17 protein-coding genes are annotated in these 26,658 nt (G+C 64.6%); 13 read left to right on the plus strand and 4 right to left on the minus strand.

Translation table 11 applies throughout. The features are described 5' to 3' along the window. The first annotated feature begins 122 nt into the window (after positions 1 to 122). From HG800_RS13135 to HG800_RS13150, 4 genes are all read left to right on the plus strand, one after another. Complete coding sequence (locus HG800_RS13135) at positions 123 to 1,628, plus strand: S1C family serine protease (protein ID WP_169977073.1); 1,506 nt, start codon at positions 123 to 125, stop codon at positions 1,626 to 1,628. A gap of 702 nt (positions 1,629 to 2,330) precedes the next feature. Then, positions 2,331 to 4,280 carry a DNA primase gene (gene dnaG / locus HG800_RS13140; RefSeq protein ID WP_169977074.1) on the plus strand — a complete coding sequence of 650 codons (1,950 nt, stop codon included), beginning with the start codon at positions 2,331 to 2,333 and terminating at the stop codon, positions 4,278 to 4,280. A gap of 33 nt (positions 4,281 to 4,313) precedes the next feature. Continuing rightward, a complete protein-coding gene (rpoD, locus tag HG800_RS28230; protein WP_169977075.1) occupies positions 4,314 to 5,996 on the plus strand; it encodes an RNA polymerase sigma factor RpoD in 1,683 nt (560 codons plus the stop codon). 119 nt (positions 5,997 to 6,115) lie between these two features. Next, positions 6,116 to 6,829 carry a zinc ribbon domain-containing protein gene (locus HG800_RS13150; RefSeq protein ID WP_169977076.1) on the plus strand — a complete coding sequence of 238 codons (714 nt, stop codon included), beginning with the start codon at positions 6,116 to 6,118 and terminating at the stop codon, positions 6,827 to 6,829. Positions 6,830 to 6,942: 113 nt separating this feature from the next. Here the strand turns inward: HG800_RS13150 and cax are convergent, their stop codons facing one another. Beyond that, entirely contained in the window at positions 6,943 to 8,259 is a 1,317-nt protein-coding gene (gene cax / locus HG800_RS13155) for a calcium/proton exchanger (protein WP_206352250.1), read from the minus strand. Positions 8,260 to 8,350: 91 nt separating this feature from the next. On the opposite strand from cax, the gene trxA reads away from it, so the two are divergent. Next, entirely contained in the window at positions 8,351 to 8,683 is a 333-nt protein-coding gene (gene trxA / locus HG800_RS13160; protein ID WP_169977077.1) for a thioredoxin, read from the plus strand. Positions 8,684 to 8,749: 66 nt separating this feature from the next. Beyond that, positions 8,750 to 9,493: a phosphoribosylanthranilate isomerase gene (locus HG800_RS13165; RefSeq protein ID WP_315852031.1), complete on the plus strand. Its 744-nt coding sequence runs from the start codon at positions 8,750 to 8,752 to the stop codon at positions 9,491 to 9,493. Between the two features lie 111 nt (positions 9,494 to 9,604). Here the strand turns inward: HG800_RS13165 and HG800_RS13170 are convergent, their stop codons facing one another. Beyond that, positions 9,605 to 12,103 (minus strand): Ig-like domain-containing protein, encoded by a 2,499-nt coding sequence (locus HG800_RS13170; RefSeq protein ID WP_169977078.1) that lies wholly within the window; start codon positions 12,101 to 12,103, stop codon positions 9,605 to 9,607. A gap of 428 nt (positions 12,104 to 12,531) precedes the next feature. Here HG800_RS13170 and HG800_RS13175 point away from each other — a divergent pair, with 428 nt between their 5' ends. Continuing rightward, positions 12,532 to 14,439, plus strand: a complete 1,908-nt coding sequence (locus tag HG800_RS13175) for a 30S ribosomal protein S1 (protein ID WP_169977079.1) — start codon at positions 12,532 to 12,534, stop codon at positions 14,437 to 14,439. 165 nt (positions 14,440 to 14,604) lie between these two features. Here the strand turns inward: HG800_RS13175 and HG800_RS27990 are convergent, their stop codons facing one another. Beyond that, entirely contained in the window at positions 14,605 to 17,805 is a 3,201-nt protein-coding gene (locus HG800_RS27990) for a hypothetical protein (RefSeq protein ID WP_169977080.1), read from the minus strand. Between the two features lie 1,087 nt (positions 17,806 to 18,892). On the opposite strand from HG800_RS27990, the gene HG800_RS13185 reads away from it, so the two are divergent. Next, entirely contained in the window at positions 18,893 to 19,729 is an 837-nt protein-coding gene (locus HG800_RS13185) for a sigma-70 family RNA polymerase sigma factor (RefSeq protein WP_152053169.1), read from the plus strand. 193 nt (positions 19,730 to 19,922) lie between these two features. Here HG800_RS13185 and HG800_RS13190 read toward each other — a convergent pair whose 3' ends face one another. Further along, a complete protein-coding gene (locus tag HG800_RS13190; protein WP_169977081.1) occupies positions 19,923 to 20,645 on the minus strand; it encodes a PEP-CTERM sorting domain-containing protein in 723 nt (240 codons plus the stop codon). Between the two features lie 578 nt (positions 20,646 to 21,223). Here HG800_RS13190 and polX point away from each other — a divergent pair. From polX to HG800_RS13215, 5 genes are all read left to right on the plus strand, one after another. Beyond that, positions 21,224 to 22,951 (plus strand): DNA polymerase/3'-5' exonuclease PolX, encoded by a 1,728-nt coding sequence (gene polX, locus HG800_RS13195; protein ID WP_169977082.1) that lies wholly within the window; start codon positions 21,224 to 21,226, stop codon positions 22,949 to 22,951. Positions 22,952 to 23,259: 308 nt separating this feature from the next. Continuing rightward, positions 23,260 to 23,724: a DUF2203 domain-containing protein gene (locus tag HG800_RS13200; RefSeq protein ID WP_169977083.1), complete on the plus strand. Its 465-nt coding sequence runs from the start codon at positions 23,260 to 23,262 to the stop codon at positions 23,722 to 23,724. Between the two features lie 45 nt (positions 23,725 to 23,769). Further along, the gene (locus HG800_RS13205) at positions 23,770 to 25,086 is read left to right on the plus strand and encodes a TAXI family TRAP transporter solute-binding subunit (RefSeq protein ID WP_169977084.1); all 1,317 of its coding nucleotides are present in this window, start codon (positions 23,770 to 23,772) and stop codon (positions 25,084 to 25,086) included. A gap of 114 nt (positions 25,087 to 25,200) precedes the next feature. Further along, entirely contained in the window at positions 25,201 to 25,887 is a 687-nt protein-coding gene (gene cmk, locus HG800_RS13210; RefSeq protein WP_169977085.1) for a (d)CMP kinase, read from the plus strand. Further along, positions 25,884 to 26,597: a lysophospholipid acyltransferase family protein gene (locus HG800_RS13215; protein WP_235963648.1), complete on the plus strand. Its 714-nt coding sequence runs from the start codon at positions 25,884 to 25,886 to the stop codon at positions 26,595 to 26,597. The genes cmk and HG800_RS13215 overlap by 4 nt, the downstream gene beginning before the upstream one ends. Positions 26,598 to 26,658: the final 61 nt, after the last annotated feature.

Below are 26,658 nucleotides of genomic sequence, written 5' to 3' on the forward strand. Positions count from 1 at the left end.
CAAGAGGCACGCGGGCCGGCCGTTGAATTCGGCGCGGTTGGCGCATACGCTTGCCTTGTCGCGGATTCGGGCCGAACAGGCGTTCCGGCCCGGGAGGAAATGCGCCCTGGAGACGCTCCCCGATGGCCTCGTTTGATCCGATTGACTACGATCCGCTTGAGCCTCCGCCCCGGCCCGAGACCCCGCCGGTGCGTCGAGGGTTTCTGATCGTCCTTCTCATCCTCTGTCTGGCGGCCGGGGGCGTCTACGGTGCGCCGTATCTGGCGCAGCAGATCGGCTATCGTTATGAGGTCGGCCGTTCGATTGCCGCGGCCGAGGCGCTGGAGCGGCTCGACGGTGACGACCTGATCGGCCGATCGTCGGCTCTGTTTCGGCTGGCGAGCACGAAGGTGCAGCCGGCGGTGGTCAACGTGCGGACCTCGCAACTCGGGGTGCCGGGCATGGGAGGCGCCGGCGGTCCGATGCAACTGGCCCTGGGGGCCGGTTCGGGCGTCGTGATCGACAGCCGCAACGGCTTCATCGTGACCAACCATCACGTGATTCAGGACGCCGACCGGATCACCGTTCGGCTGGGACGGAGAGAGCTTCCTGCCCGATTGGTCGGCTCGGATGTGAAGACCGACCTGGCCGTGCTTCAGGTCGAGGGCCGCCTGAGTGCGGAAGCCTCGTGGGGGGATTCCGATAAGCTGGACATTGGCGACTGGGTGTTGGCAATCGGCAGTCCGTTCGAGCTGGACCGATCGGTGACAGCCGGCATTGTCTCGGCCACTGGCCGGGGGGGCCTGCAGTTGCCGGGCGACCTGTACCAGGACTTCATCCAGACCGACGCGGCGATCAATCCGGGGAATTCCGGAGGGCCGTTGATCAATCTGAAAGGGGAGGTCATCGGGATCAACACGGCGATCCTGTCGGAAACCGGGGGCTATCAGGGAATCGGCCTGGCGATCAGCTCGGCCCTGGCGCGGCGGATCGTTGATCAACTGATCAAGGACGGTCGAGTCATCCGGGGCTACCTGGGGGTGACGATCCAGGATGTTCAGGCGAACGACGTCGCCGAGCTTGGGCTTGAGGAGCCTCGTGGGGTTCGGGTGGTCGGAGTCGTCCCCGGAGGACCCGCGGCCAAGGCAGGGCTGCGTCCCGACGACGTGGTGCTAGAACTCGACGGGGTAGCGGTCGACGACTCGAACGCCTTGCGAATCCGGACCACAACCATTCCGGTCGAACAGGCTGTGCCGGTCACGGTCGTTCGCAACGGCACTCGAGAGGAAATCTCGGTCACCATTCAGGCCATGCCGGTCTTGATGGACCTCGGTCTCATCGTGGTGGAAGGCCCTCCTGAAAACCTGACCGTCGAGCTGGCCGAGCAGTTGCCGGATGACGGTCTGTACATTGCCGGCGTCAGTCCGGGAAGCCTGGCTGCCCGATCGGGGATCGACCCGAGGATCCTGTCACTCTTGCGCATTACCGGGGTCGGAAACGTTCCGGTGACGACGCTGGAGCAACTGCACGACGTGTCCGCGGCCCAGTACGACGAGGACGAAGGCCTTCGCCTGCAAGCCGTCGCGATTGACGGGACCTGGCTCTGGTGGACCATTGGCGGTCCGAATCCAGGGCTCCAACCGCGCTGATCCGACCTCCCCACCCGAGTCCCCGCCCGAGCCCTCTGATCATGCCTTCCCGAATGAATTCGGGGACTTCATCACGGGGTTCGACTTCATTTTCCGCCGTGAAGATTGTCGGAACTCCCCGCAAAATTCGGTTCTCACGGAAGCGATGATGCGGGGCCGACACGACTCGGCCCTGGTCCCCCTTGGCCTGGCGAACCCCACCGAAACATCGCATTTTCCCGGGTCCTCCCCACTCCGCTTGGCAGTCCAAGGCAACACGATTCGGAAGCGGGGCAGGGGTTGACTTGGACACCTGGTTTTCGAGACAAAATTCGGGCTGGTCGACAAGGCGAGGGGCCGAAACGATCCTGAAGCGCCACCAGACAATCGCCTGAGCAACGAGGCGGAACGATTTGGCAAGCTCTTGTCAAGAGCCTGGTGAAGCGGACTGGAAGGATTATGGGGTTCCTTCTGAGAGCCTGATTGCTGCAAGCGTTTTTTGAGAGGGAGGTTAGGTCGAGGAAGTGTTCTGTCGGCAGCAGGCCGGGCGAACTTGACCGAAAATCACCCCGAGGTATAATCCCGATAACATCGCCGCGCAGGAGATGGCGAGCCAATGAGAGATCGGGGCCGTGCCCACTCGACCTCCCCCAAGGTCCGGAGCCGATCCCTCGTCGTCTCCGTAGCGGATCCGGGACTGCGACCTCAACCCTGGAGTTCCCGGTGCCCCGACACTCCGAAGCGACACTTGCCGCGATCAAGGGCGCGATCGACGTCGTGAGCCTGATTGGCGAGTACCTTCCTCTGCATCGGGCCGGTTCAAAGTTCAAGGCCTTGTGCCCCTTCCATGACGATCACCACCCGTCGCTCGAAATCAATCCGGAACGTCAGACCTACAAGTGCTGGAGCTGTGGAGCCGGCGGCGACATCTTCGATTTCGTGAAGGACTACGAGCGGGTCGAGTTCCCTGAGGCGTTGCGTATGCTGGCCGATCGGGCCGGAGTGGCCCTGGACAATCCGAGTACCGGCACTGCGTCGAGCGGCCCGAGCAAAAGTGATCTGCTCGCGGCTTGCGACTGGGCCGAGCGGGCCTTCCGCACGGCCCTGGTCGGTTCGGACGAGGCCCGCGGCTACCTGGAGCGTCGGGGAATTCTGGCTGCGTCGATTGATCGCTTCGGCATCGGCTTCGCGCCCGATCGGCGCGATTGGCTGCTGGCCCGGGGGCGTCGGGAAGGCTACGACGAGTCCTTGCTCGAACGCGCCGGATTGGCGGCGAGGAGCGAGCGGGATGGCAGCCTCCGCGATCGCTTCCGGGGGCGGGTGATCTTCCCGATCCGCGATATTCGAGGGCGAGCAATCGGCTTCGGGGGTCGGATTCTGCCGGATGTCGAGAAACGGATGGCCGAATCGGGCCTGGGTGTCGCCAAATATTTGAATACGCCCGAAACACCGCTGTTTCAGAAGCGCCGGAACCTCTACGCCGTCGATCTGGCCCGCGAGGCCGCCCGGAAGCAAGGGTGGGTGGCGGTGGTCGAGGGCTACACGGACGTGGTGGCTGCCCATCAGGTGGGCCTGGCCAACGTCGTCGGTACGCTCGGCACGGCACTGGGTGACGACCACGTGAGGGCCTTGCGGCGGCTCGCCGATCGGGCCGTCCTGGTCTTCGATGGCGACGAGGCGGGCCAGAAGGCCGCTGATCGCTCGCTGGAACTTTTCCTGAATCACGAGATCGACGTCCGGGTCCTGACGCTTCCCGAAGGACTCGACCCCTGCGATTTCCTGCTCGGCGAGGGAGCAGACGCCATGCTCGCCCTGGTCGAGCGGGCCTCGGACCCGCTGGATCACGTGGTGGATCGGGCCGCCTCGGCCTTCAACCTCGAAGATCTGGACGGGGCGCGTCGTGCGGCCGACACGGTGCTTGACCTGCTGGCTCGGATGCCCTCGCACCGAGGCCGGGCGGGGCTGGACCTGAAGGCGGCCAAGGCGCTCGATCGGCTGGCCCAACGGCTTCGCTTGCCGGTCGAGACGTTGCGACGTGACCTGAAGAAGCGCCGACGGCCCGACCGACCGGCGCATCATCATGTAAGCTATGGACAAGACAAGGACACGCCGGTTACCGCCGGGCGTGTGCCCGAAACGAGCGAGGCGGTGGCCCCGCCACCGGTCATTCGGCTCGGGGATCTTGATCCCCTGGGTCGGGAACTGATCGAAGTTCTTTTGAACGAGCCTTCCGTGGTGTCTTGGGTCATTACCCGGGTTGAAGTGACTTCCCTGCGAGACGCACCCCTCCGGACGATCCTTCAGGTCTGTTACGACCTGTACGGCGAAGGCCGGGAGGCGAGCGTTTCGGAGGTCTCGTCGCGACTCGACGATCCAAGCGTGCGGAGTCTGGTGGCCTCGCTGGTGTCTCCGATCGACCCTCGGCCGCTCTCGGAGCGGTACGTCAACGGTCGTTATCTCCCCCGGCCCTGGCGCGAACGCCTGGCCCGTCTCTTGCCGCGGCTGGCCGAGCGTGCCTGTCGCGACCGCCTCCGTGACCTCGAAGGTGCCCTGGCCGAGATCAACCTGGCCGACGAGCCCGAGTCGTACCGCGAACTCTGGCGGGAAAAGATGCGCCTGAACCAAGAGCTCTTGCGGCTGGCCTCCACCAAGAAATCGTCCGACGCGTCTTGACCCGACGTCGGTTTCCCCTAGGAGAGTGTGTCGATGGAAAAGCTGGACGAGGGTTTCAAGACGCTCCTCGAGCTGGGTAAGCGGCGAGGGTTTCTCACCTACGATCAGCTCAACGACCAGTTGCCGGATGAGATTTCCAGCAGCCCCGAGAAGCTTCACGAGTTGCTCGAACGGCTCGACGAACTCGGCGTTGACCTGCTCAACGAAGAAGAGGCTGAGGCGCGGCTGGTGGCTGCCGGTGACCTGGGCGACGATGTCGACGATGAGGTCATCGACGATCAGGCCGAGGATGACGACGACGGTGAGTTGACCCCCGAGGATCTCGACGAGATCTCGCGGCGGATCGACGACCCCGTGCGCATGTACTTGACCCAGATGGGCGAGATTCCGCTGCTCACCCGCGACCAGGAAATCAACCTGGCCAAGCGGATCGAGATCACCCGCCGCAAGTTCCGCCGCAAGGTTCTTGAATGTGACTACGCCCTGCGGCTGGTCGTCGACGTCCTGAAGAAGGTCGATTGCGGTGAGCTGCCGTTCGACCGCACCGTCAAGGTCTCCGTCACCGAGAACCTTGAGAAGGAACAGATTCTCCAGCGGATGAAGCCGAACCTGGCCACGCTGGATCACCTGATGGACTGCAACCTCCGCGACTTCCGCGCCTATATCCGGGCCAAGGACGATCCCGATACCGCCCGCGTCCTTCGCGTTGATCTGGCCCGCCGTCGCCGCAAGGCCGTCACGCTCGTCGAAGAACTGTCGATCCGCACCCAGAAGGTCCAGCCGTTGATGAAGCGGCTTGAGCAAATCGCCGCCCGGTTGAACGAGATCCTCACTCAGCGTGATCTCGTCCTGGCCGGCCGGGGGAACCAGGACGACCTGGCCAACCTCCAGAAAGAGCTCAAGGACCTGATGATCATGACGCTTGAGACGCCCCGGAGCCTGACCCGGCGCGTCACCTTGATGAACGAGCGATACAAGGAATACGAGCAGGCCAAGCGTGAACTCTCCGGCGGTAACCTGCGGCTCGTCGTCTCGATCGCCAAGAAGTATCGCAACCGCGGCCTCTCGTTCCTCGACCTGATTCAGGAAGGGAACACCGGCCTGATGCGGGCCGTGGACAAGTACGAATATCGTCGCGGCTACAAGTTCTCGACCTATGCCACCTGGTGGATTCGCCAGGCGATCACCCGGGCCATTGCCGACCAGGCCCGCACGATCCGCATTCCGGTGCACATGATCGAGACGATGTCGAAGCTGCGCAACGTCTCGAAGAAGTTGCTTCAGGAGAAGGGCCGCGAGCCGACGATCGAGGAAATGGCCAAGGTCGCCAACATCTCGGTTGAGGAAACCCGCCGCGTCATGAAGATCAGCCGGCACCCGATCTCGCTCGACCGCCCGGTCGGCGAGAGCGAGGACAGCTACTTCGGCGACTTCATCGAAGACGAGGCCGCCGAGAGCCCGATCAACGCCGCCACCCAGGAAATGCTCAAGGAGAAGATCGACGCGGTCCTGAAGACCCTGACCTACCGGGAACGCGAGATCATCAAACTCCGCTACGGGCTCGGCGACGGCTACACCTACACGCTCGAAGAAGTCGGCCGTATCTTCAAGGTCACCCGAGAGCGGGTGCGGCAAATTGAGGCGAAAGCCGTTCGAAAGCTGCAACATCCGGTGCGAAGCCGCCAGTTGGAAGGCTTCCTGGAAAGTACCGGTTGACCCCGGACACCTCAACCGCCGGTCGCCCCGAGGCGACCGGCGGTTTTTTTGTTGCCAGGGCGCCTTCCCTACCCGATCCTGTCCTCACCGTTCCCATCGTCCCGAGGAGCCCGATCCCGATGCCCGCGACCGTTGACGACCTCCGCGGACTTCACGACCTGCACCGCCGTGTCAAGGCGCTCCGCGATCGTCTGGAGTCCGGACCGAAGACCCTCGCTGCCCGGATGCGTGGCCTCGAATCGCGCCGTGCGGCCCTCGAAGAAGCACGCACCGCCCTGAAACAACGCAAGTCCGACGTCCAGCGCCAGGAGCTGACGGTTCAGAGTCAGCGAACTCGGTGCGACGACCTGCGGATCAAGCTCAACAGCGTCAAGAAGAACGAGGAATACAAGGCGGTCATGAATGAGATCGCCATGATCAACAAGGATGTGAACAGCAAGGAAGAGGCCATCCTCGAACTGATGCAGGGGGTCGAGACGGCCGCCGCCGAACTGGCCACGCAGGAGGCCGAGGTCGCCAAATTCGCCGAGGGGGTCGAGGCCCTTCGCCACGAGATTGAATCGAAGGCCGAAGGGCAGCGTGCCCAGCTCCAGGAACTGGAAGCGGCGATCAAGGAGGGCGAGGCCGTCGTTCCCGCTGACGATCGCGAACGCTACCGACGTTCGGTCAAGGGCAAGGGAGACGACGCCTTCGCCGCGGTCGATCGCCATACCCGCGCTTGCGAAGGCTGCAATCAGGTCAACACGATCCAGGATATTAGCGAGCTGATGAACGCCGAGCGCCTGGTCTTCTGCAAGACCTGCGGGCGGATCATGTACCTCGTCGAGGACTGATCGCCCGCCTTGCTCTCATTGCTCGGGACGGACGGCACCGGGATGGCCCCTCCTCGGGGAAGGGCTGTCTCGGACCAGGATTGCCCATATCGACACGAAGAGTCGATAAGAGATTATCCCCCTTCGATCGCCGCGGCCTCGGTTGAATAAGCTGGGTACGTTTCCTCGGCATCGAGTTCACCGTGGCCTGCGGGCAAGACGAAGAAGGCGACAGCGAGGATGGCGTAGATCATCAACAGCATGGCCCCTTCCAGCCAGTTCGACTCGCCATCCTCAGCAACCATTCGGGCGATGAAGACCGCGAGCAAGACGGCCACGATTTCGAGCGTGGTGAAGAGCAGGTCCATCGGCTCCTCGCGCAGGTAGCTGGCAAAGACCAGGACCGGCGCGACGAACAGGGCGATTTGCAGGGCCGAGCCAATCGCGATGCCGACAGACAGGTCCATCTTGTTCTTCATCGCCACTAGAATGGCCGTCGAGTGCTCGGCCGCGTTGCCGACAATGGCCACGACGATCACCCCGACGAAGACCTCACTCAGGCCAAACGCCTCGGTCGTATGCTCGACGGCGCCGATGAGAATCTCGCTCATGATAGCCACGAACGTGGTTGCCAGCAGCAAGGTTCCAATGGATCGCCGCATGCTCCATCCGGGGCCGTGGCCGTGCAGGCTCTCATCGGGAGTGCCCTCCTCGGCATCGGGATTAAAGAGGTCCTGATGCGTTTTCAGGCTGAAGACGAGATAGAGAACATACGTCACCATCAGGATGATGCAGACACCCACGCTCAACTCGTGTTCGAGCATCAAACGCTGCCCCTGGCCTTCCTCCTCGGCCACCTGAACGACCTCAGGTAAGGCATAGAAAATCGCGGGAATGAGCATGCCGAAGGCGGCCAGCACCATCATTGTTGAGCCGACACCTGCGGCGGTTCGGTTGAACTGCTGCCGCGGCCATCGTAGGCCGCCGGCCAACAAGCTGGCACCCATGACGAGTAAAAGGTTGCCGATAATCGATCCGGTGATCGACGCCTTGACCACCTCGTCAAACCCGCGAAACAGGGCGAAGAGCGCGATGATCAACTCGGCCGCGTTGCCGAAGGTGGCGTTCAGGAGTCCGCCAATCCCCGGCCCCAGCCGGTGGGCGAGGTGTTCGGTCGATTCCCCCATCAAGCCGGCCAGAGGGATGATCGCCAGACCTGCCGCGACGAACTGCCAGGTTTCCCCGACCCCCGCAATCCGCAAGCCGATGCCAATGGGCACGAACACCAGCATCAGGCTCAACCAGCCGACACGACGCGGGTCGAGCCAGTCTCGCCAATCGAAGCCTGGGGCCTCAGGATCGTGGGTCGCGGGAGGCCCTGGCGTGTGAGGGGGAGGTCCCTCGGGTCGAGACGCTGGCCGTTCCCGTCGGTTGACTCGCTTCTTTGTCAATTTATAATGGCTCCCGTGCAGTCCCTGTCTTGGGGGACGCAACTTCGTTAGGCTCCGATCGAGCATCCTTTACAGACGGTGAGGCTCTCTCATGGCTGGGAACGTCCAAGAGTTTACCGACGCGACTTGGCAGTCGGAAGTTCTCGATTCGGATGTCCCTGTGGTAGTCGACTTCTGGGCCCCCTGGTGCGGCCCTTGCCGCATGCTCGCGCCGACCATTGAAAAGCTGGCGAACGAGTATTCTGGTCGCGTGAAGATCGGCAAAATGGATACCGACCAGAACAACAACACCCCCAGCGGCCTCGGCATCTCATCCATTCCGACGGTCGTCTTCTTCCAGGGTGGCAAGGAAGTCGGACGCCTCGTCGGGGTCAATCCCGAGGCGAAGTTCAAGGCCACGCTGGCCGAGATGGGCGTTTCCTGAACCGAAGCCTTCGCAACGCGTGATCATTGACAGTGGACGACGGCCGACCGTTGACGGTTGGCCGTCGTGGTTCTGCGATTGGACACGACCATCAACGCCCCCGCACCACTGATCAAGATTTGCGGCGTGACCACGTCCGACGATGCTCGGATGGTGGCCGGGTCCGGGGCCGACTGGATCGGCATCAACTTTCATCCGGCTTCGAAGCGGTATGTCCCTCCCGACCAGGCTCCCGGCCTCGTTGCAGCAATGGCGGGGCTTTCCGAGCCGGTCGGTCTCTTCGTCGATCGGCGTCCGGCCGAGATCGTCCGCGAATCGGAACGTGCCGGTGTCCAGATCGTGCAACTTCACGGTGACGAGCCCGCCGAAACCATTCGAGACCTGAAACGAGACCGTTATCAGGTGATTCGCGCCTTTCGCCTGGCCGATCGGCAGTCCGTCGACCGCCTGGAAGCATGGCTTCTGCACGCGTCGCAGCTTGACGGATTGCCAGACGCGGTGCTGGTCGATGCCTTCGTGCCTGGTCAGCAAGGGGGCACCGGGCATGCGATCACGACCGACGTCCTTGACCATCTGGCCGATCGTCTCAACACCTCGCCCTTTCTGGCAAGGCATCACGAGCCGGCCGAAGGCGCGGCTCCCCGGCTCATCCTTGCCGGCGGGCTGACGCCTGAGAATGTGGCCAGGGCTGTAGCTCGGGTTCGCCCCTGGATGGTCGATGTCGCCAGCGGGGTTGAGTCAACCCCTGGTCGCAAGGACCGCGACCTCGTTTCGGCCTTCATTCGCGCTGCCCGATCGGCTGCTCGATGATGGGGGGTGGACGTCTCGCGAGGGCCCGGGACACGACGACGCGGAAGGCCCAGTCCAGGACCTTCCGCGTTGGTGTCGACAATTCGATCGCTTGAAACGTCCTGGCGAGAGTCATGCCCGGGACACGGCGTCCTGGTAAAGTCTCGGCGTCCAGAACGTCGTGAACTCAGGCGACTGGAAGATCGCGTTGATTAGTCGGGTCCGCGCTGGTTGACCAGTCGAGTTCCGCATGAACCGGACGGCGTTGGCGATCTCGAAGTCGCCGGCCGGGCGATCGAGGAAGGTTTCGTAGATCAGGCCCGCGAAGCCCTCGGCCGTGCTGCCTCCCCGGGCGAAAAACTCGTCCGAACGGGCAATGGCCCGCCAGAGGATCCGGATGTCGGGGACTGATCGGGCGGATGCCCAGTGTGCTTGGGTCGCCAGGGGCGACTCGGGGTCGCGGCCCAGGATCATCCGGTATGCCCCGCGGACCGCCGCGGATCGCTGGCCGTTCGTCTCGAAGAGCCCCACATACGCCCGGAAGGGCTGGACCCGGCTCGCCTGTAGGAATCGGGCGATCGACGCACGGGAAACCGACTCCGGGGCAACTCCGACAAAGAACTGTTCGAAGGGTCGCAGTGGCTCGGGGGCCGCGATCGGCTCGGGGTCGACCGGCTCCGGCGGTTCGGGGGGAGCCGGGAGCCCGGGAAGGGTCAGGATGGTCGAGGCCTCGCTGGCGTTGCCGGCCGCGTCGCTGGCCGCCCCGGCTCGGATCAAGACCGAGGCGGGCATGCGTCCAGTCGGAGTCAGCGTGAAGCTGTAATTCGAGCCGTCCCCCAGGAAGTCAGACACCGAAGCGTGTTCGAGCACCAGGTCCGAGGCGTCGATACCGCTCACCGCCTCGCTGAAGGTGACTGTCACTGGCACAGCCGCCCCGGCCGGATCGCCCGCGGCGGCGCTCATCGAGACGGTCGGCGCGACCGGGTCGAAGACCAGGACGACCGAATCCGTCGCCGCGAGGCTGCCGTTGCCGGCCGCGTCGGCCGCCGCGTCCTCCCCGACCGAAACCGAGAACGGCCCGATGCCCGTCGGTTCGAGCGTGAAGCTGTAGCTCGACCCGACGCCAATGAAGTCTCGCACCGTGGCGTTCTCGAGCAAGAGATCCATCACGTCGAAGCCGGTCACGGCCTCGTTGAAGGACACCGTCACCGGGACCCCCGTCTGGTTGGTCGGACTGGTGGCGGCGGTCGAGAGCGTTGCGGTTGGACGGTCGAGGTCCAGAACGAGCTTGATCTCGACCGAGGCCAGGCTCGGGTTCCCCGCGGCGTCGACAGCCGCCCCCTCGGCCACGGCCACCGAGAACTCTCCCTGGGAGGCCGGCGTGAGATCAAAGGTGTAAGTCGTTCCGTCAATCGCGACGAGGTTGTCCGCCGTCCCGTTCTCCAGGAGCAGATTCGACATCGAGAACCCCACCACCGCCTCGCTGAAGGTCAGCGTCACGGGGATGGTCGAGGCGTTCGTCGGGCTTGTCGCCGTGGTACTCAGGGTGGCGGTCGGGCGGGTCGTGTCGTAAACCAGTTCGAGCGACTCGGGGGCCGTGATCTCGTTGCCCGACGGGTCGGCAATGGTTCCCGCCGCAATCGAGACGGCGACGAACCCCTCGTTCGTCGGCACGAGGTCGAAGCTGTACGTCAAGTCGTCGAGGGTGGTGAAGTTGGCGACCGAGGCGTTGGTCAGTTGCAGGTCCGAGGCGTCGAAGCCGCTGACCGCCTCGCTGAAGGTCACCGTCACCGGGATCGAGGCCAGGTTCGTCGGGCTCGTTGCCGTCGTCGAGAGGGCGACCGCTGGCGCCGTGCGGTCGGAGACCAGCGAGAGGGGGGCCGAGGCGGCGAGGTTGCCCTTGTTGCCCGAGTCCTCCGCGGCGTTCTCCCCGACAGTGACGGAGAAGGGCCCGTCGGCCGTCGGGATCAAGAGAAACGTGTAGGTCGAACTGTCAACGATCGCGAAGTCCTGGGCCGAGGCGTTGGTCAGTTGCAGGTCCGAGGCGTCGAAGCCGCTGACCGCCTCGCTGAAGGTCACCGTCACCGGGATCGAGGCCAGGTTCGTCGGGCTCGTTGCCGTCGTCGAGAGGGCAACCGTCGGGGGCGGATCAGTGTCGATCGTAAACGTTCCGATGGAGCCCGCCGGTGCGAACTCGCCCCCGAAATTCGAGACCTCATTGGCCCCCTGGATGACCGTGTACAGCCCGTCGTCAGCCGGGTCGATCACCCCGCCCGGAGCCTGGAACGAGTAGGTCACGCCCGCGGTCGCCCCGTTGACGAAACCGCCGATACCGATGGCGTTTGCCGTGTAGCCGTTCGGGCCGCTCAGACTGACGTCATTGAGATCGAAGGAACCGGCATTCAGGTTGGTCGCGTCCGAGGTGTAACTGACCTGGACGGAGATCTCGAATGCGCCGCTACTGGTAATGACGGTGGGAGACGTCACGACGGCACTGATGGCAAGCAGGGCGCGATCCTCAAGCCCGAGGATCTCAGGGCGGAGGCGGGTCGGCGGTCGGCTCGCCCGTCGGCGGGAGTGCGCATTGAGCAGGGATCGATCCGGGCGGCGACGTCCAACGTTTTGAGACATTTGGGCTTCTCGGGGGTGACCTGTCGGGACGAGTCCCGGGCATGACGGCACCGGGCGGCAATCGGGCAGAGCCGTTTCTCACCTCGAGAGGATGCGCCCGCCTGCTCCTTCCTGGACCATAGATCATCTTCCCGGCCTTGGCGATCTTCCCCGATCCGCGACGGATCGCCCCCGCCCATCAGAACACGCAACGCCGGAATACACTGGCGCTCCTCGGGGCCTCGGCCAGATCCCGCGAAATCCCCCTATCCGGACTCCCGTCGGGCTGGTTACAATGGCTCGTTGCGTCCTCAATCCCGGTCTGCGCGCGGTGCCGGGACCTGACTCCCCATCGATTTCCCTTTTGCATCCAGGGCGGCAACGATCCCGACCCGACGCGCGCCGGGACGGACGGAGGCTGCCGGGCGGTCCGGACCGACCTTATTTTTATGGTAGATCGCAACCTGCTCCGCGAGTTCGATATCTCCGACGAAGAGTTCTCCACCGCCGTCTACACCGACGGAAGCCAGGAGGACCCGATGGCCCTGCTTGAGGAGGGCCAGGAGTATGTGCTCAATACGATCGTCCACGGCAAGGTGGTTGACATCGTCGGCGACCAGGCGATTGTCGACGTCGGCTACAAGGCCGAGGGACTCGTCCCCCTGAACGAGTGGGATGAGACCGAGGGCCGCCCCGAACCGGGCGACGAGGTCGAAGTCCTGCTCGAAGGCATGGACGACGACACCGGCGAGATTTTGCTCTCCCGCAAGAAGGCCCACCGCATGCGGGCCTGGGAGAACGTCATCTCCAAGCACGCCGAGGGCGACGTCGTCACCGGCCGCGTGACGAAAAAGATCAAGGGTGGCTTGCTCGTCGATATCGGCGTCAATGTCTTCCTGCCGGCCAGCCAGGTCGATATCCGACGCCCCTCGGACATCGGGGATTACCTCGATACCGAGATCCAGTGCATGATCCTCAAGATCGACGAAGGACGACGCAATATCGTCGTCTCGCGCCGCAAGCTGATCGAGGAACAGCGCGCCCGGCAGAAGGAAGCCTTGCTGTCGGAGATCGAGGTGGGTCAGGTCCGCAAGGGCGTCGTCAAGAACATCGCCGACTTTGGCGCGTTCGTCGACCTCGGCGGCATCGACGGCCTCTTGCACATCACCGACATGTCTTGGGGGCGCATCAACCACCCGAGCGACATGGTCCGGATCGACGACACGATCGAGGTCATGGTCCTCAACGTCGATCGCGACCGCGAGAAGATCGCCCTGGGCCTGAAGCAGAAGTCGGCCAGCCCCTGGGAAAACATCGGCGAGAAATACCCGGAAGGCGCCCGCGTCACCGGCGAAGTCGTCAACGTCATGTCCTACGGGGCCTTCGTCAAGCTCGAAGAGGGGATCGAAGGGCTCGTCCACATCTCCGAGATGTCCTGGACGAAGCGCATCAATCACCCGAGCGAGCTGGTCCAGATCGGCGACAAGGTCGAGGTCGTCGTCCTCGGGATCAACCGCGACAAGCAGGAAATTTCGCTGGGCATGAAGCAGACCCAGCCGAACCCCTGGGATCAGGTCGCGCAGAAGTACCCGCCGGGCACGATGGTCGACGGCACCGTCCGGAACCTGACGAACTACGGCGCCTTCATCGAGATCGAGGAAGGGATCGACGGGCTCCTGCACATCTCCGACATGAGCTGGACCCGCAAGATCGGCCACCCGAACGAGCTGCTCGAAAAGGGCCAGCAGGTCTCCTGCCAGGTCCTCAATGTCGACCAGGAACGCAAGCGGATCGCCCTGGGCCTCAAACAGCTCAAGCAAGACCCGTGGGAGACCGACATTCCCGACCGCTACCACCCCGGCGAAGTGGTGGTGGGCAAGGTCACCAAGCTGACGAACTTCGGCGTTTTCGTCGAGCTGGAGCCCGGCCTGGAAGGCTTGCTCCATATCTCGGAGCTGGCCGATCACAAGGTCGATAGCCCTGAGGAAATCGTCAACGTTGGGGACGACATCGAGGTGAAAATCCTCCGCGTCGACCGCAGCGATCGCAAGATCGGCCTGTCCAAGAAGAAGGCCGGTTGGAGCAAGGAAGAAATCGAAGCCGAGGAGACGAAGGCCGAAGGGGCTGCCCCTGGCACCCCGGCTGCCGCTGCCGCCGCCGCCGGCTCGACCAAGTCCGAGCTCAAGGGCGGCCTCGGTGGCGGTGGACCGCTCTTCTCCTTCGGTGGTCAGGAGTCCGGCGAAGCCGCCGAATCCGAGGCTTCCGCCCCTGCCGAGGCTCCGGCCGAATCGACCGAAGCCGAAACCCCGGGCGAAGCGGCCTCAGACGAATCGGCCGAAACCGAAGAAAAGGACTGATCCTCTCGGATCGCTGATCCTCAACAGAAGCCCGCCGGAAGCATCTGCTTCCGGCGGGCTTCGTGTTTTCACGCGCGTCCCAAAAGGAAGCCGACCCGCCCCCGCCACTCGCTCGCGGCGGGAACGGGCCGATCGTCGATCTCCGGTCGGTTCGGTTCGATCGGATCAGAGTTCGTTCAGGAACCCGAAGACGTCGTCATCGTCATCCGAGGCGAAATTGCCCTCGATGACCGAGTCGACGGCCTGGGCGAGGGCCCCCTCGGAGATGAACAGGCCGCCGCCGAGTCCCTCGCCGTCGTCTCCCTTGAACTCGCTCTCGCCGCCCTTGCCGGCGTCGGCGCGATTGCGGGTGACCTCGGTGTTGTTGAGTTCGAGTACCGAGCCCGGGGTCAGGAAGATCCCGCCGCCGAGGGCATCGCCTCCGTCACCGCTCTGGCCCCCGTCGCCCCCCTTGCCCCCGTCACCGCCGAGGGCGCGGTTGCGGTCGATCAGCGAGTCGACGACGACGGCAGTCCCCGTGAAGGAACCGAACGAGTTGATGATGATCGCGCCGCCGCGGGCGGTCCCGCCAGCGCCGCCTGCCCCGCCGCCGTCGCCTCCCCGACTACCCTGGCCGCCGAGGGCCTGGTTGCGATCGAGCAGGGCGGAGGTGAGCATCAAGGTCGCCCCGAAGTTGTTGATTGCCCCGCCCTCGGCACCGCCGCCGGCGCCGCCGGCGCCACCTTCACCTCCCCCATCACCGCCGGCGCCGCCGACGGCGGTGTTGCGGTCGAAGACGTCGCCGGTGGAGATGACGACGGCATCGGCCAACAGCGCGATCGCTCCGCCTGCCGCAAGCCCACCGGCGCCGCCGTCACCCCCCAGCCCGCCGGCGCCGCCGGTCCCGCCGATCGTCTCGTTCCGCACAAACCGGGAATCGACCGATTCGAGCAGGGAGAAGGAGATGGTGTAGATGGCCCCGCCCACGGCAAAGCCGCCGCTGGCCCCGTTGCCCCCCTCGCCGCCGGCGCCGCCGGCGCCCCCGATGGCGGTGTTGCGTTCCAGTTCCACCTGGTTCAAGGACGCTGCGGTCCGTGAACTGGTCCAGATTACACCGCCGAAGCTGCCGCCCCCGAAGCCGCCGTTGCCACCGGCTCCGCCTGGGCCGCCGGCACCACCCTGTGAGGAGTTGCGCGAGAAGTGGCTGTCGGAGAGCTCCAGCGTCCCATCCGGGTCGAGGACGATCCCGCCTCCAAAGCTGAGGCCGCCCGAGCCGCCGGGTCGTCCGAGCCCGCCGGCCCCGCCGTCGCCTCCCCGGGAGTGGTTCCGCTCGAAGCTCCCGCCGGCGACGATCAGCGTGGCTCTATCGTCGGCGAAGATCCCACCGCCGAGCCCGCTGACGCCGTTGCCACCACGGCCGCCGTCCGGGCCGCCGGCGCCGCCGTCTCCGCCAATCGCCTCGTTGAGCCGGAAGGTGGTGTCGGTGATCGTCGCGGTCGAAGAGGTGCCGACGGAGATGCCCCCGCCGAGCCCCTGACTGCCGCCGGCCCCATCGTAGAATTGATCGCTGTCCCCACCATCGCCGCCAAGAGCCCGATTGGCCTCGAAGAGCGAGGCGTCGACGGTCAGGCTTGAGAGAGAGCCCGCAAAGATCCCGCCGAGGTAGATGCCGCCGCCGAGCGCGTTCTGGGAACCCTGGCCGAAGAACCCGATGCCGGCCCCTCCGTCGCCGCTTTCGGCAACATTGGCCGCGAATCTGCTTCCAGTGACTGAGAGGGCATTTCCCCCCTCGGCGCTGATTCCGCCTCCCCGGCCGAAGCCGCCGGTGCCACCGGCGCCGCCGAGGCCGCCACCCCCACCGACGGCAAGGTTTTGCTCGAACGAACTCGCATCGACCTCCACGGACGAGCCGAACGACGCATACAGTCCACCACCCTGACCTGAGCCGCCGCTGCCGCCGAAGGAGAATGGTCCCCCCTCGCCGCCGTTGCCACCGAGGGCCTGGTTGGCAACGAAGATGGTGCCGGAGATGGTCAGCAGCCCCGACGGTCCACCGAAGTGGGCGATCCCGCCGCCGCGAGCGAACGAGCCCCCCCGGCCGGTGGAGTCGCTGTCGCCGCCGTTTCCGCTACGGGCGACATTCGTCGAGAAGAGGCTGTCGGAAACCGAGACGATCGATGCCTCCGTGAGGATCGCGCCGCCTTGGGCGAAGCCACCACCCGCGTTGAAGCCGCCGTCTCCCCCCAGGGCCTCGTTTGCAGTGAACTCGGACCTGGCCACGTCGAGCACCACGCCGACGGCGACAATTGCCCCTCCTCCCGACCCGTTGCCGTTGGAGAATTCGGGCGAGGCGGCCCCGAGCGCGGCGTTGCCCTTGAACGTGCTGTCGGCGATCGACACGTCGAAGCGATCGGCGAAGACGGCCCCGCCGAACGAGAAACCGTTGCCGGCGAAGGCCTGGTTCACCTCGAAGTGGCTGTCGGAAATCGAGGTCGGGCCTTCGGTGAGGATCGCCCCGCCCCTCGCGTCGAATCTGTCCGAGCTGACGGCTCGGTTGCCGACGAACGTGCTGCCGGCGACGTCGAGCCCGGCGCCAGAGTCGTTGAAGATCGCCCCGCCCGCGCCTCCGAAGAAGCCGACGGCCTCGTTGCCGTCGAAGGTCGAGCCGACGACGGTCAGGTCCGCATCCGAGCCGAAGTTCCAGATCGCGCCGCCCTGGGCGGTGAAGTCCTCGATCCGGTTGCCCCGGAACGTCGAGCCGTCGACGGTGACCGTGCCGAGGTTGGCGATGCCGCCCCCTCGCGGCGCCTCGTTCTCCAGGAAGGTGCTGTCGCTGATCGACACCGTCCCGATGTTCGAGAGGCCGCCGCCGAAGGTCGCGGCGTTGCCCCGGAAAGTGCTGTCGAGCACCGTGACCGAGCCCTCATTGGACAGCCCGCCGCCGGCGAACGCCGAACCGTTGATGACCTCCAGGCCCTCGAACGCCGCCTCGCTGCCGGCCGCCACGAAGAACACGCCGCTGAGGGACTGCCCGTCGATCGTCGCCGTACCGCCGGCCTCGGGGCGGATCGTCAGCGGACCGCTCGGGTCGTCGATCGCCAGGACACCGAGGTCGAGCGGGTAGGTCCCCACCGGCAGCTCGATCGTGTCGGCCCCGGGGTTCGAGGCGGCCAGGTCGATCGCCTCCCGGAGGCTGGTCACGCCATCGTCGCCAACCACGTCGTCGAACGTGTCGACGAGGATGGTCAGCAGGGTCCGCCGCTCCAGCGCCTCGAGCCGGGGCGATCGTCGCCCGGCCGAACGATTCCCGAACGAACGTCGATCCGCCCCTCCGCTCGATCGCCTTCGACGAGCGGACGAGTCCCGGCCCGGAATCCTGAAATCCATCGAAGCAACTCCTCGGTGATCATGATGAAGGACCGCCCGAGAGGCGTAGGCGGGCGGCCTCTCAACGGCCGCCGCCCCTCGTGTGAAGAGAGCCCGACCGCCCTTCGCCTCGGCTCCCCCCGCTTCAGCACGGGAGGCAGACGTCCGTTCGCGGCAGGCCTTGATGCCTCGTCCCGCGTCTGGGTTGGCAAGGGCAGGCCAGTTCACCTCCCGGTCGGCTCGAGCGACGATCGGGCGAAGACATGTCCGATCGAACAAGCCCGTACCTTGAATCCTGCGGCGTCGGGTGAATGGTTACACCAGATGTGGGGATTTTTCGCCTATTCCCCGAAAAGTACGTTGCAGCACTCTCCTTTGGTTCTGGTCAACCGTTCAGAAGGTGTTGTACGGAAGAACCTCGCCCGGTCGGTCGATGCGCTCTGAGATCGTTGCCGAGGGACACCGATTCGCCTGGAGACTGCTCCGTAACGGCGAATTTGGACCGGCTTGGTAAAATGGGAAGCAGCGCCCTCTCAGCCGATCCCGAATCCGCATCCATGTCCTGCATCATCACGCTGGACCTGAACCACTCAATCCCACACGCCTCCCGGGAATCGAACGCCGAGTTCCACAACGTTCCGCCGGCTCGCTCCGGGATCCGCTTCGCCCTCGTAGACCAACTCCAAGAATCAAGGCTCCAGGTCATCCCGTCTCCAGTACCCCATACTCCCCCGCACAATCCGCAAAATCGGAAAAGCCTGAACAATTCGTCTTTCCCAGGCATCCTATTTTCACAAGACCCCTTCAAATTCCCACTCCTCCTGGACGATAATGTTTTCGAACCGCGAATCGATCTCGACTGGAGCGTCTGGCTGACGCATCGAGGGTGTTATTCCGGCAAAGGGAATGACGCGTCTTGGTGCCGGCTCTTGGGCTCGGGAGGGAGGGATGCGGGGTCGGTGGTGGCGTGGAACGAAGGCAATCGGGGCTGGCTGAGAGTAGCCGGTCGATTGCGTTCGGACCGGCGCTCCGGCGGCTTCAAGGCGGGGGAGAAACACCGTCCGGTGCAGACCGCAGCACCAGAGTGACCGACGCGAGAGGGACCTTCATGGCTCGTATTCGACGACACCGACGCGACGTGGTTCAGAGCCCGCTGGAGACCTATCTCCGGGAGATCAACGAGGTCAGGCTGCTGAGCGCCGAGGAGGAAAAGGAGCTCGCCCACCGCATCTCTCGGGGAGACAAGGATGCTCGGGATCGCATGATCCGTGCAAATCTTCGGCTGGTTGTGAACATCGCCCGGCACTACACGGGCAAAGGCTTGTCGCTCCAGGACTTGATTGAAGAGGGGAATCTCGGCTTGCTCCGAGCCGTCGAGGGCTTTGACCCGTCGATGGGAACCCGATTCAGTACCTATGCCAGCTACTGGATCAAGCAATCGATCAAGCGAGCCCTGGTCAACACGGCCAAGCCCATCCGGATTCCGGCCTACATGGTCGAACTGCTGTGCAAGTGGCGCAGGATGCAGGCGGAGCTTCAGGACCGCCTGGGACGGTTGCCGACGGTGGAGGAGATCGCCGCCGCACTGGAGCTTCCCAAGAAGAAGCTGGCGATCGTGAAGAAGGCCATCAAGGTCTACAACCTTGTGCCTCAGACCGATCAGCCCGAGAACGGCTGGAGCCTGGGAGAGATGCTCATGGATGAGCGGACCCGGGCTCCCGATGTCGAGATGCTCGAGGCCGACAATCTGAAACTGGTGATGCTGCGGCTCGACGCGATGGACAAGCGCGAGGCGACGGTGCTCCGGATGCGGTTCGGCCTGAACGATGCGCCGCCGAAGACTCTCAAGGAGATTGGCGAATCGCTCGGTCTGACCCGCGAGCGGGTCCGTCAGATCGAAAACGAAGCGCTGGGCAAGCTTTCGGCCTCGTTTATGGCGGATTGATCGGTCAGAGTTGCCCGACCTTGGGTGATTGCTCCGATCGACAGACTCATTTCAAACGCCGAACGGCCGACCCCTCGCCCGGGTCGGCCGTTCGCATCATGAGTCGGTCGTAACGGTCTGAGGTCTCGATACGTACGGTTCCGAGTGTTCGGGAGGCAGCACACCCCTCCCGAACCTCTGGTCCCTGCCGCCCTCAAGAGACAATACGGCGGCGATGTCGATGGTAGAGCAAGGCGGCTCCACCGCTGAGCAAGACGACGATGGTCGTCGGCTCGGGAATCGGGAACGGCTCCGGAGAGTTGTAGGAGCGGATATTGCTCACCGGCTTCAGCCCGGTGAAGTCATTATTGAAGGCTCCTTCGAAGGTGCTTTCGAGCAGCGGGGTGAACTCCATGTAGGCGGTATCGCCGAAGTATCGGGCGAGTTCACCGCCGGTCACTTCGATCTCGACGTCGAACATGTCCAGGCCGATCGGGGCCGAGGGACTGCCGAAGTCGAGCCAGCCGAACTTGGTCGGGGTGCCCTTGAGGAGCAGACCGTCGAAGGTCTGATCTCCCGCAACGATTCGGCCGTACAACTCGTAAAGGTTTGACGGGTCGGAAACGATGTTCCCGCTCGCATCAAGATTGAGCACCAGTCGCTGAGACTTGTTGGAGCCGTCGGCATGTTCGATCGGGAACGACGTGGTCTCGTCTCCGGCGATCTCCCACGGCGTGTTGGTCATGGTCAGAACGCCTCGCTGGGACGCTTCATCAAAGTCGTATTCAATCCGACCGTTGATGGCGGCGGCGAGGACGTCGGGGAACGCGAGCTTCGGGTCAGTCCGAATTAGGTTGGCCTCGGCAGGACTGCCGATCAGGGCAGTCACTCCGGTGATCAACCCAAAGACGGCGACGTAGTGACGCATCCGGTGCATGGAAACTCCTTCGGTCCGATCGCGTCGGGGGTAGCCCGCTCGGACCTCACACTTGCAACGCTCGCCATCTCATCCCGTCTCGCACCCATCCTCTGGTACGATTGACGGCGGGAGGATCGGCGATCTTTCCATCTGCGGTCCGCGTGGCGATCCAGTCCGTTGTGCCCGAGGGCAGCCGAGGCATTCCCAACGATTGTGCGTCGTCGGAAGTCGAAGGCGGGACGGTCGCTTAGGAAGTTAAGCTCAATCAGGTTGTGCGCCCGACCCCGGCATCGGAGCCATCGGGTCGTACTCCGGATCTCCGGGAGCAATCTGACGCGGCCCGGCTCTCCCGGATTCCGCACCGTCGCCCCAAAGACGCGGCGAACGATACTCAGGCCCGGGAAACCTGTCAACGGGGAATTTCCCTTCCTGTTGATCCAAGTTTCCTGGGTCGCCGGCCGGATGATTCAGCCCGGGTCAGGCTCTCTGGTCGAGAAGCGTTTCCCACCGCCGCCCGGCTCCCTGAATGGAACGGAATCCGTTACCATCAACCCCCGGATGTCGACCGTTGGTTTCCTTCTGCTGAGGCTCTTACAATGCTCGCGGACGACGTGGCCCGTCTGCTCGACGAGATGGGCACGCTCCTGGAACTCCAGGGGGAGAATCCGTTCCGATGCCGGGCGTATCACACGGCCGCCGATGCCGTACGGGGGGTCGGGGGTGATCTGCTCGACATGGTCTCCTCGGGTCGCCTGGCGGCCGAGGTGCCGGGCATCGGCGAGACGATCCAGTCCAAGATCACCCAGCTGGTGACGACCGGCCGGCTGACGGCTCTGGAGGAGCTTCGCGAGCAAATGCCGGCGGGCCTGGTGGCCTTGCTTCGGGTCCCTGGACTCGGGCCGAAGAAGATCAAGGCGTTGCACGAAGCGCTTGCGATCACCAGCCTGGCCGATCTGCGACGTGTGGCCGAATCGGGGGCGATTGCCGGGTTGAAGGGCTTCGGGGCGAAGACGCAGCAAAAGATCCTGGAAGGGCTGGACTTCGTCGAGTCCTCGGGCGACCGTATCTTGCAAAGCACGGCGTTGCGCCTCGTGGCTCCGATCGTCGAGGCGGTGCGCAAGGCTCCGGGAGTGGAACAGGTTGAGGTCTGTGGCAGCCTTCGCCGTCGCCTGGAGACGATCGGCGATCTCGACGTCCTGTTCGCGGCGGACGACCCCGCGCCGGTGCTTGATCGGTTCGTGGCGCTTCCGGAGGTGGCCGGCGTGCTCGCTCACGGTCCGACCAAGGCAAGCGTTCGTCTGGCCGGGGGCGTACAATGCGACCTCCGAGGGGTGACGCCCGAGCAGTTCACGTTCGCCCTGCATTACTTCACCGGATCGAAGGCGCACAACATCGCCATGCGGCGTCGGGCGATCGCCCGGGGGCTTCGGCTCAATGAATACGCCCTTGAAGGCTCCGAGGGGCCGCTTGCCTGCCGATCCGAGGCCGAGCTGTTCGAGGCGCTCGGGCTGGACTTCATTCCTCCCGAACTTCGGGAAGATCACGGCGAGTTCGACCTGGCCGAGCGCGGGCCGATTCCCCCGTTGATCGAGCGAAGCGACCTGCGAGGTACCTTTCACTGCCATACCGACTGGAGTGACGGCGGCAATACCTTACTCGAAATGGCCGAAGCCGCCCGCCAGCGCGGCCTGTCGTATCTTGGGATCGCCGATCATTCCCGATCGGCCGGCTATGCCAATGGGCTGAGCATTGACCGGGTCCGTCGCCAGTGGGACGAGATCGACGCTCTGAATGAGACGTTTGGCCGCGAGTTCCGTTTGTTCAAGGGAATCGAGTGCGACATCCTGCCCGATGGCTCGCTCGACTACCCGGACGAGGTGCTCGAAGGCTTCGATTACGTCGTCGCCAGCGTTCATTCGAGCTTTGGGCAAGCTCGACAGGTGATGACCGATCGGATCGTCCGGGCCGTGCGGCACCCGTTGGTCACGATGCTTGGGCATCCGTCGGGTCGGCTCCTGCTCCGTCGAGACGCGTATGCCGTCGATCTCGACGCGGTCATCGACGCGGCAGCCGAGGCCGGGACAATGATCGAGATTAACGCCAACCCGCATCGTCTTGACCTCGATGCCCCGCATGCCCGCCGGGCTCGTGAGCGCGGGATCACACTCGTCATCAATCCCGACGCCCACGCCACCGGGGGCCTCGATGACCTGGAGTTCGGTATCGGTGTGGCCCGTCGCGCCGGTCTGAGCCCGGAGCATGTTTTGAACACGGCGAACTGCTCGGAGGTGGCTCGACGACTCAAAAAAACCTCATCAAGGTGACTGAACGCGACAGTTCTTCGGGATCGAGTGATCGGCGTGATCTTGCGGGTCAGGCCAGGCCTTCTATAATGCAGACAGGTGAATCCACAACGACGACGGAAATCACGATCGAATCGGGAGATGATGACGGTTGGTCCGTGAACGTCATCTCCGGACGATGATGTCACAACCGCCAGGACGACCGGGGCGTTCGCGTTGCGCTCCTCCCGAAACGCGTTGCGGGTGTTCCGACCGTCGACGCTCGCAATGCCCTTGTTGCTCGATCGCCCGAACGGGTCACATCGACCCTCACGAATGAGATTCGCGCCATGGCATTACCGAAATCGGATCAGCCTGATCGGCGATACTTCACGGTCGAGGAGGCCAATCGCGCCTTGCCGCTTGTGCGGGCGATCGTGGCCGACATCGTTCGTCAGTGGCAGGTCGTCAGTGACCTGGAACAACGCCTGACCCCCGTGCTCGATCGTCGTCGGACCGCTCGGCCCGAAGACGACCCCTACGACGCGGAACTGGAAAGCCGACGCGCCGAACTTGCGACCGAACAGGCGGCCTTCCGGCGCTACCTGCACGAGCTGGAAACGCTCGGCGTCGAGCTGAAAGGGGCCCACAACGGCCTCTGCGATTTCCCGAGCCTCAAAAACGGCCGCGAGGTCTACCTGTGCTGGAAGCTCGGCGAGCCCGAGGTCTCTCACTGGCACGAGCTGCACTCGGGCTTCTCCGGCCGTCAGCCGATCGAGAGTGACGAGCCTTCGACCGCGGCTCATCCGGTGTAAGCCTGCCGATCGACGACAGTTTCCCTCATCGTCGAGACCGAGCCGATGGCGCAACGACGATCCCGGTTGATCCGGCGCGGGGTCGCTTCCGCGATGCTCGCGGTTCTGATCGGGTCGGCGATCACCTGGCTGGTCACCCGGGAATGGCTTCCGCGAACCTTCCGGATTTCCTCAGGCCAGGTCGAAGGCCGCTACCATGAGTTCGCCCGCCGCCTTGGTCCGGCTATCGAGGCACGGCTCGGACGGCCCTCGGAGGTCCTCCCCTCCGAAGGATCACTCGCCAGCCGGGAACTCCTGCTGGCTGACGACTCCGATCGTCGCGCCGATCTGGCGATTCTTCAAGGTGGCTCCGTCCCGCTCCGCGGCCTGACGATGATCGCCCCACTCTTTCCCGACGTGGTGCACGTCGTCGCTCGGGCCGATCGGGGGATCGAGACGATCGAGGACCTCCGGGGGCGTTGCGTCTCGGTCGGAGAGCCGGGGTCGGGAATGCAGGTCAGCGCGCAACACCTGCTCGATCACTATGCGATCGAACTCGACGCCCGATCGGTCAGCTTCGACTCACTTGCGTTCGACGACGAACTGGACGCGGCCATCGTCACGACCAACTCCAGCAATCGCGCGCTGCGACGATTGCTGGCCGGGGGACAGTACGTCCTCGTTCCGGTCATCGACGCCGACGCGATCGCCCTGATCCATTACCATTACCACGCGATCACCATTCCTCGGGGCCTGTTCTGCGAGTCGCCCCGCATTCCCGCCGAGCCGGTGCCGACGGTCGCCACGACCGCCTTTCTCGCCACGAGGGCCGATGCCCCCGCCCGACTGGTCGAGGAAACCCTCGAAGCCCTATACTCCGAGATCGGCCCCTGGGACTTCCCCGACCTGATTCCTCGTTCCCGAGCCCTCGACTGGCACCCGGCTCCGATGCACCCGGCGGCCCGCTCGTTCTTCGACCCGTTCGATCATCTCGGCTGGACGGCCACGGTGCTCGAATCCCTCTCAGCGCTCAAGGAGTTGCTCTTTGCAATGGCCGCCGGTGCGTACCTGCTCTGGGACCGCTGGCGACGCGTCCGGGAGCGCGAGAAACAGGAGGAGGTTCGTGTTCAGAAGGAACGCCTCGACCTGTTCCTCGAACAAACCGCCGCAATCGAGCGCGAGCAGATGGATACCGACGACCCCCGCCGTCTCCGCGAGCTGCTCGACCGCGTCGTCCGCATCAAGCTCCACGCCCTCTCCCAGTTCACTCACGAAACGCTCCGAGGCGATGGCACGTTTGCGCTGTTCCTGCTCCAGTGCAACAACCTGACCAACGTCATTCAGCTCAAGATCGTCATTGCCACCATGCGCCAGCGGCGATGACCGGCCTGGCCCTCTCGAACGGGTCCGATCCCTCCCGCTCGGGCTCGGGAATCGCTACACTTGGTCCGGTCATCGCGACCGAGACGACTCTCGACGGGAGGAGCGACGATTTCCATGCGGCGAGTGGTGACGATCGATGGACCGGCCGGATCGGGAAAGAGTACCGTGGCCCGGATCGTGGCCGAACGGCTTGGCTGGCGGCTGCTCGACACGGGGGCGATGTACCGATCGGTCGCGCTGGCCGCCTTGAGAGCCGGAATCGACCTGGCCGACGAGGAGGCTCTCGGCACCCTGGCCAGTCGAATCACCGTCTCACTGCCTCCTGGCCAGGTCCTGCTCGACGATCAGGATGTGACCCAGGCGATCCGCACGGTCGAGGTCACGCGCGTCACCCGCTTCGCCGCCGAGAACCCCAAGGTTCGCCAGATCCTGGCCTTCTGGCAACGGGCCTTCGCCGCTGAGAATGACACGATCACCGAGGGCCGTGATCAAGGTACGGTCGTCTTCCCCGACGCCCCTTGCAAGTTCTTCCTCACCGCCGACCCGAACGAACGGGCTCGCCGTCGCCATGCCGAATTTCTCGATCGTGGTGAGTCCATCTCCTTCGACGAGGTGCTCTGCGACCAGCAGCGACGCGATGCCGAAGACACCGAACGCACCCTCGCCCCGTTGCGTCCGGCCGAAGACGCCACCCTGATCGACACGACCGGCCGGACCATCGAAGAGATCGCCACCATCGTCGAGGCCGCGGCCCGGCGCTGCTCGGGCGAGGCATCCCTCCCGGAGCCTCCACAGTCATGACCGCCCCCGACTCGTCCCGCCGTCGCGAACCGGACGACATTCCCCGGTATGATCGCTCGTGGATTCGACGGGTCGGCTACCGCATGACTCAGTGGATGATTAGAGGATTCGAGGCGTGCTACGGTGGCCTCCGCGTGTCGGGGCAGGAGAATGTCCCGGAACGCGGAGCCGCCTTGCTCATCTCGAACCACCTGAGCTTCTGGGATGTCCTGGTCCTCGGCAGTGGGATTCGCCGACCGGTGAACTTTGTGGCGCGATCATCGTTGTTCACGCCGAAATTCGGGGGCTTCCTCCGCTTCTACGGTGCCTTTCCGATTCAGCGAGACGGCTTCGGATCGCAGGGGTTCAAGGAAACCCTCCGCCGCCTCAAGGCCGGGGGCATCGTCACCTTCTTTCCCGAAGGAACCCGATCGCCCGACGGCACACTCCAGGAATTGAAACCCGGGATCGCCGCTCTGGCGACCCGAGCCCACGTGCCGATCATCCCGGCCGGGATCGCCGGCACCTTCGAATCATGGCCCCGCGATCAACGCTTTCCCCGACCTCACCCGCTTCGCCTCCACCTCGCGCCCAGGATTGCCCCTGAGGAACTGGATGGACTCTCGCCTGAGGACGCGACCCAGTTGATCCGGGAACGACTCGAACAGGCCATTGCGACGGCTCAGCAAGCAATGCCCCCCCACCGAAGGCGGGCGAAAAAGGACTTGTGAACTCCTTCGGAAAATTCCGGTTGGCCGAGAAGAGCCGTTCGGGTAAAGTCCCTCGCCGGCC

It is taken from the genome of Tautonia rosea, from assembly GCF_012958305.1.
Lineage (GTDB): Bacteria > Planctomycetota > Planctomycetia > Isosphaerales > Isosphaeraceae > Tautonia > Tautonia rosea.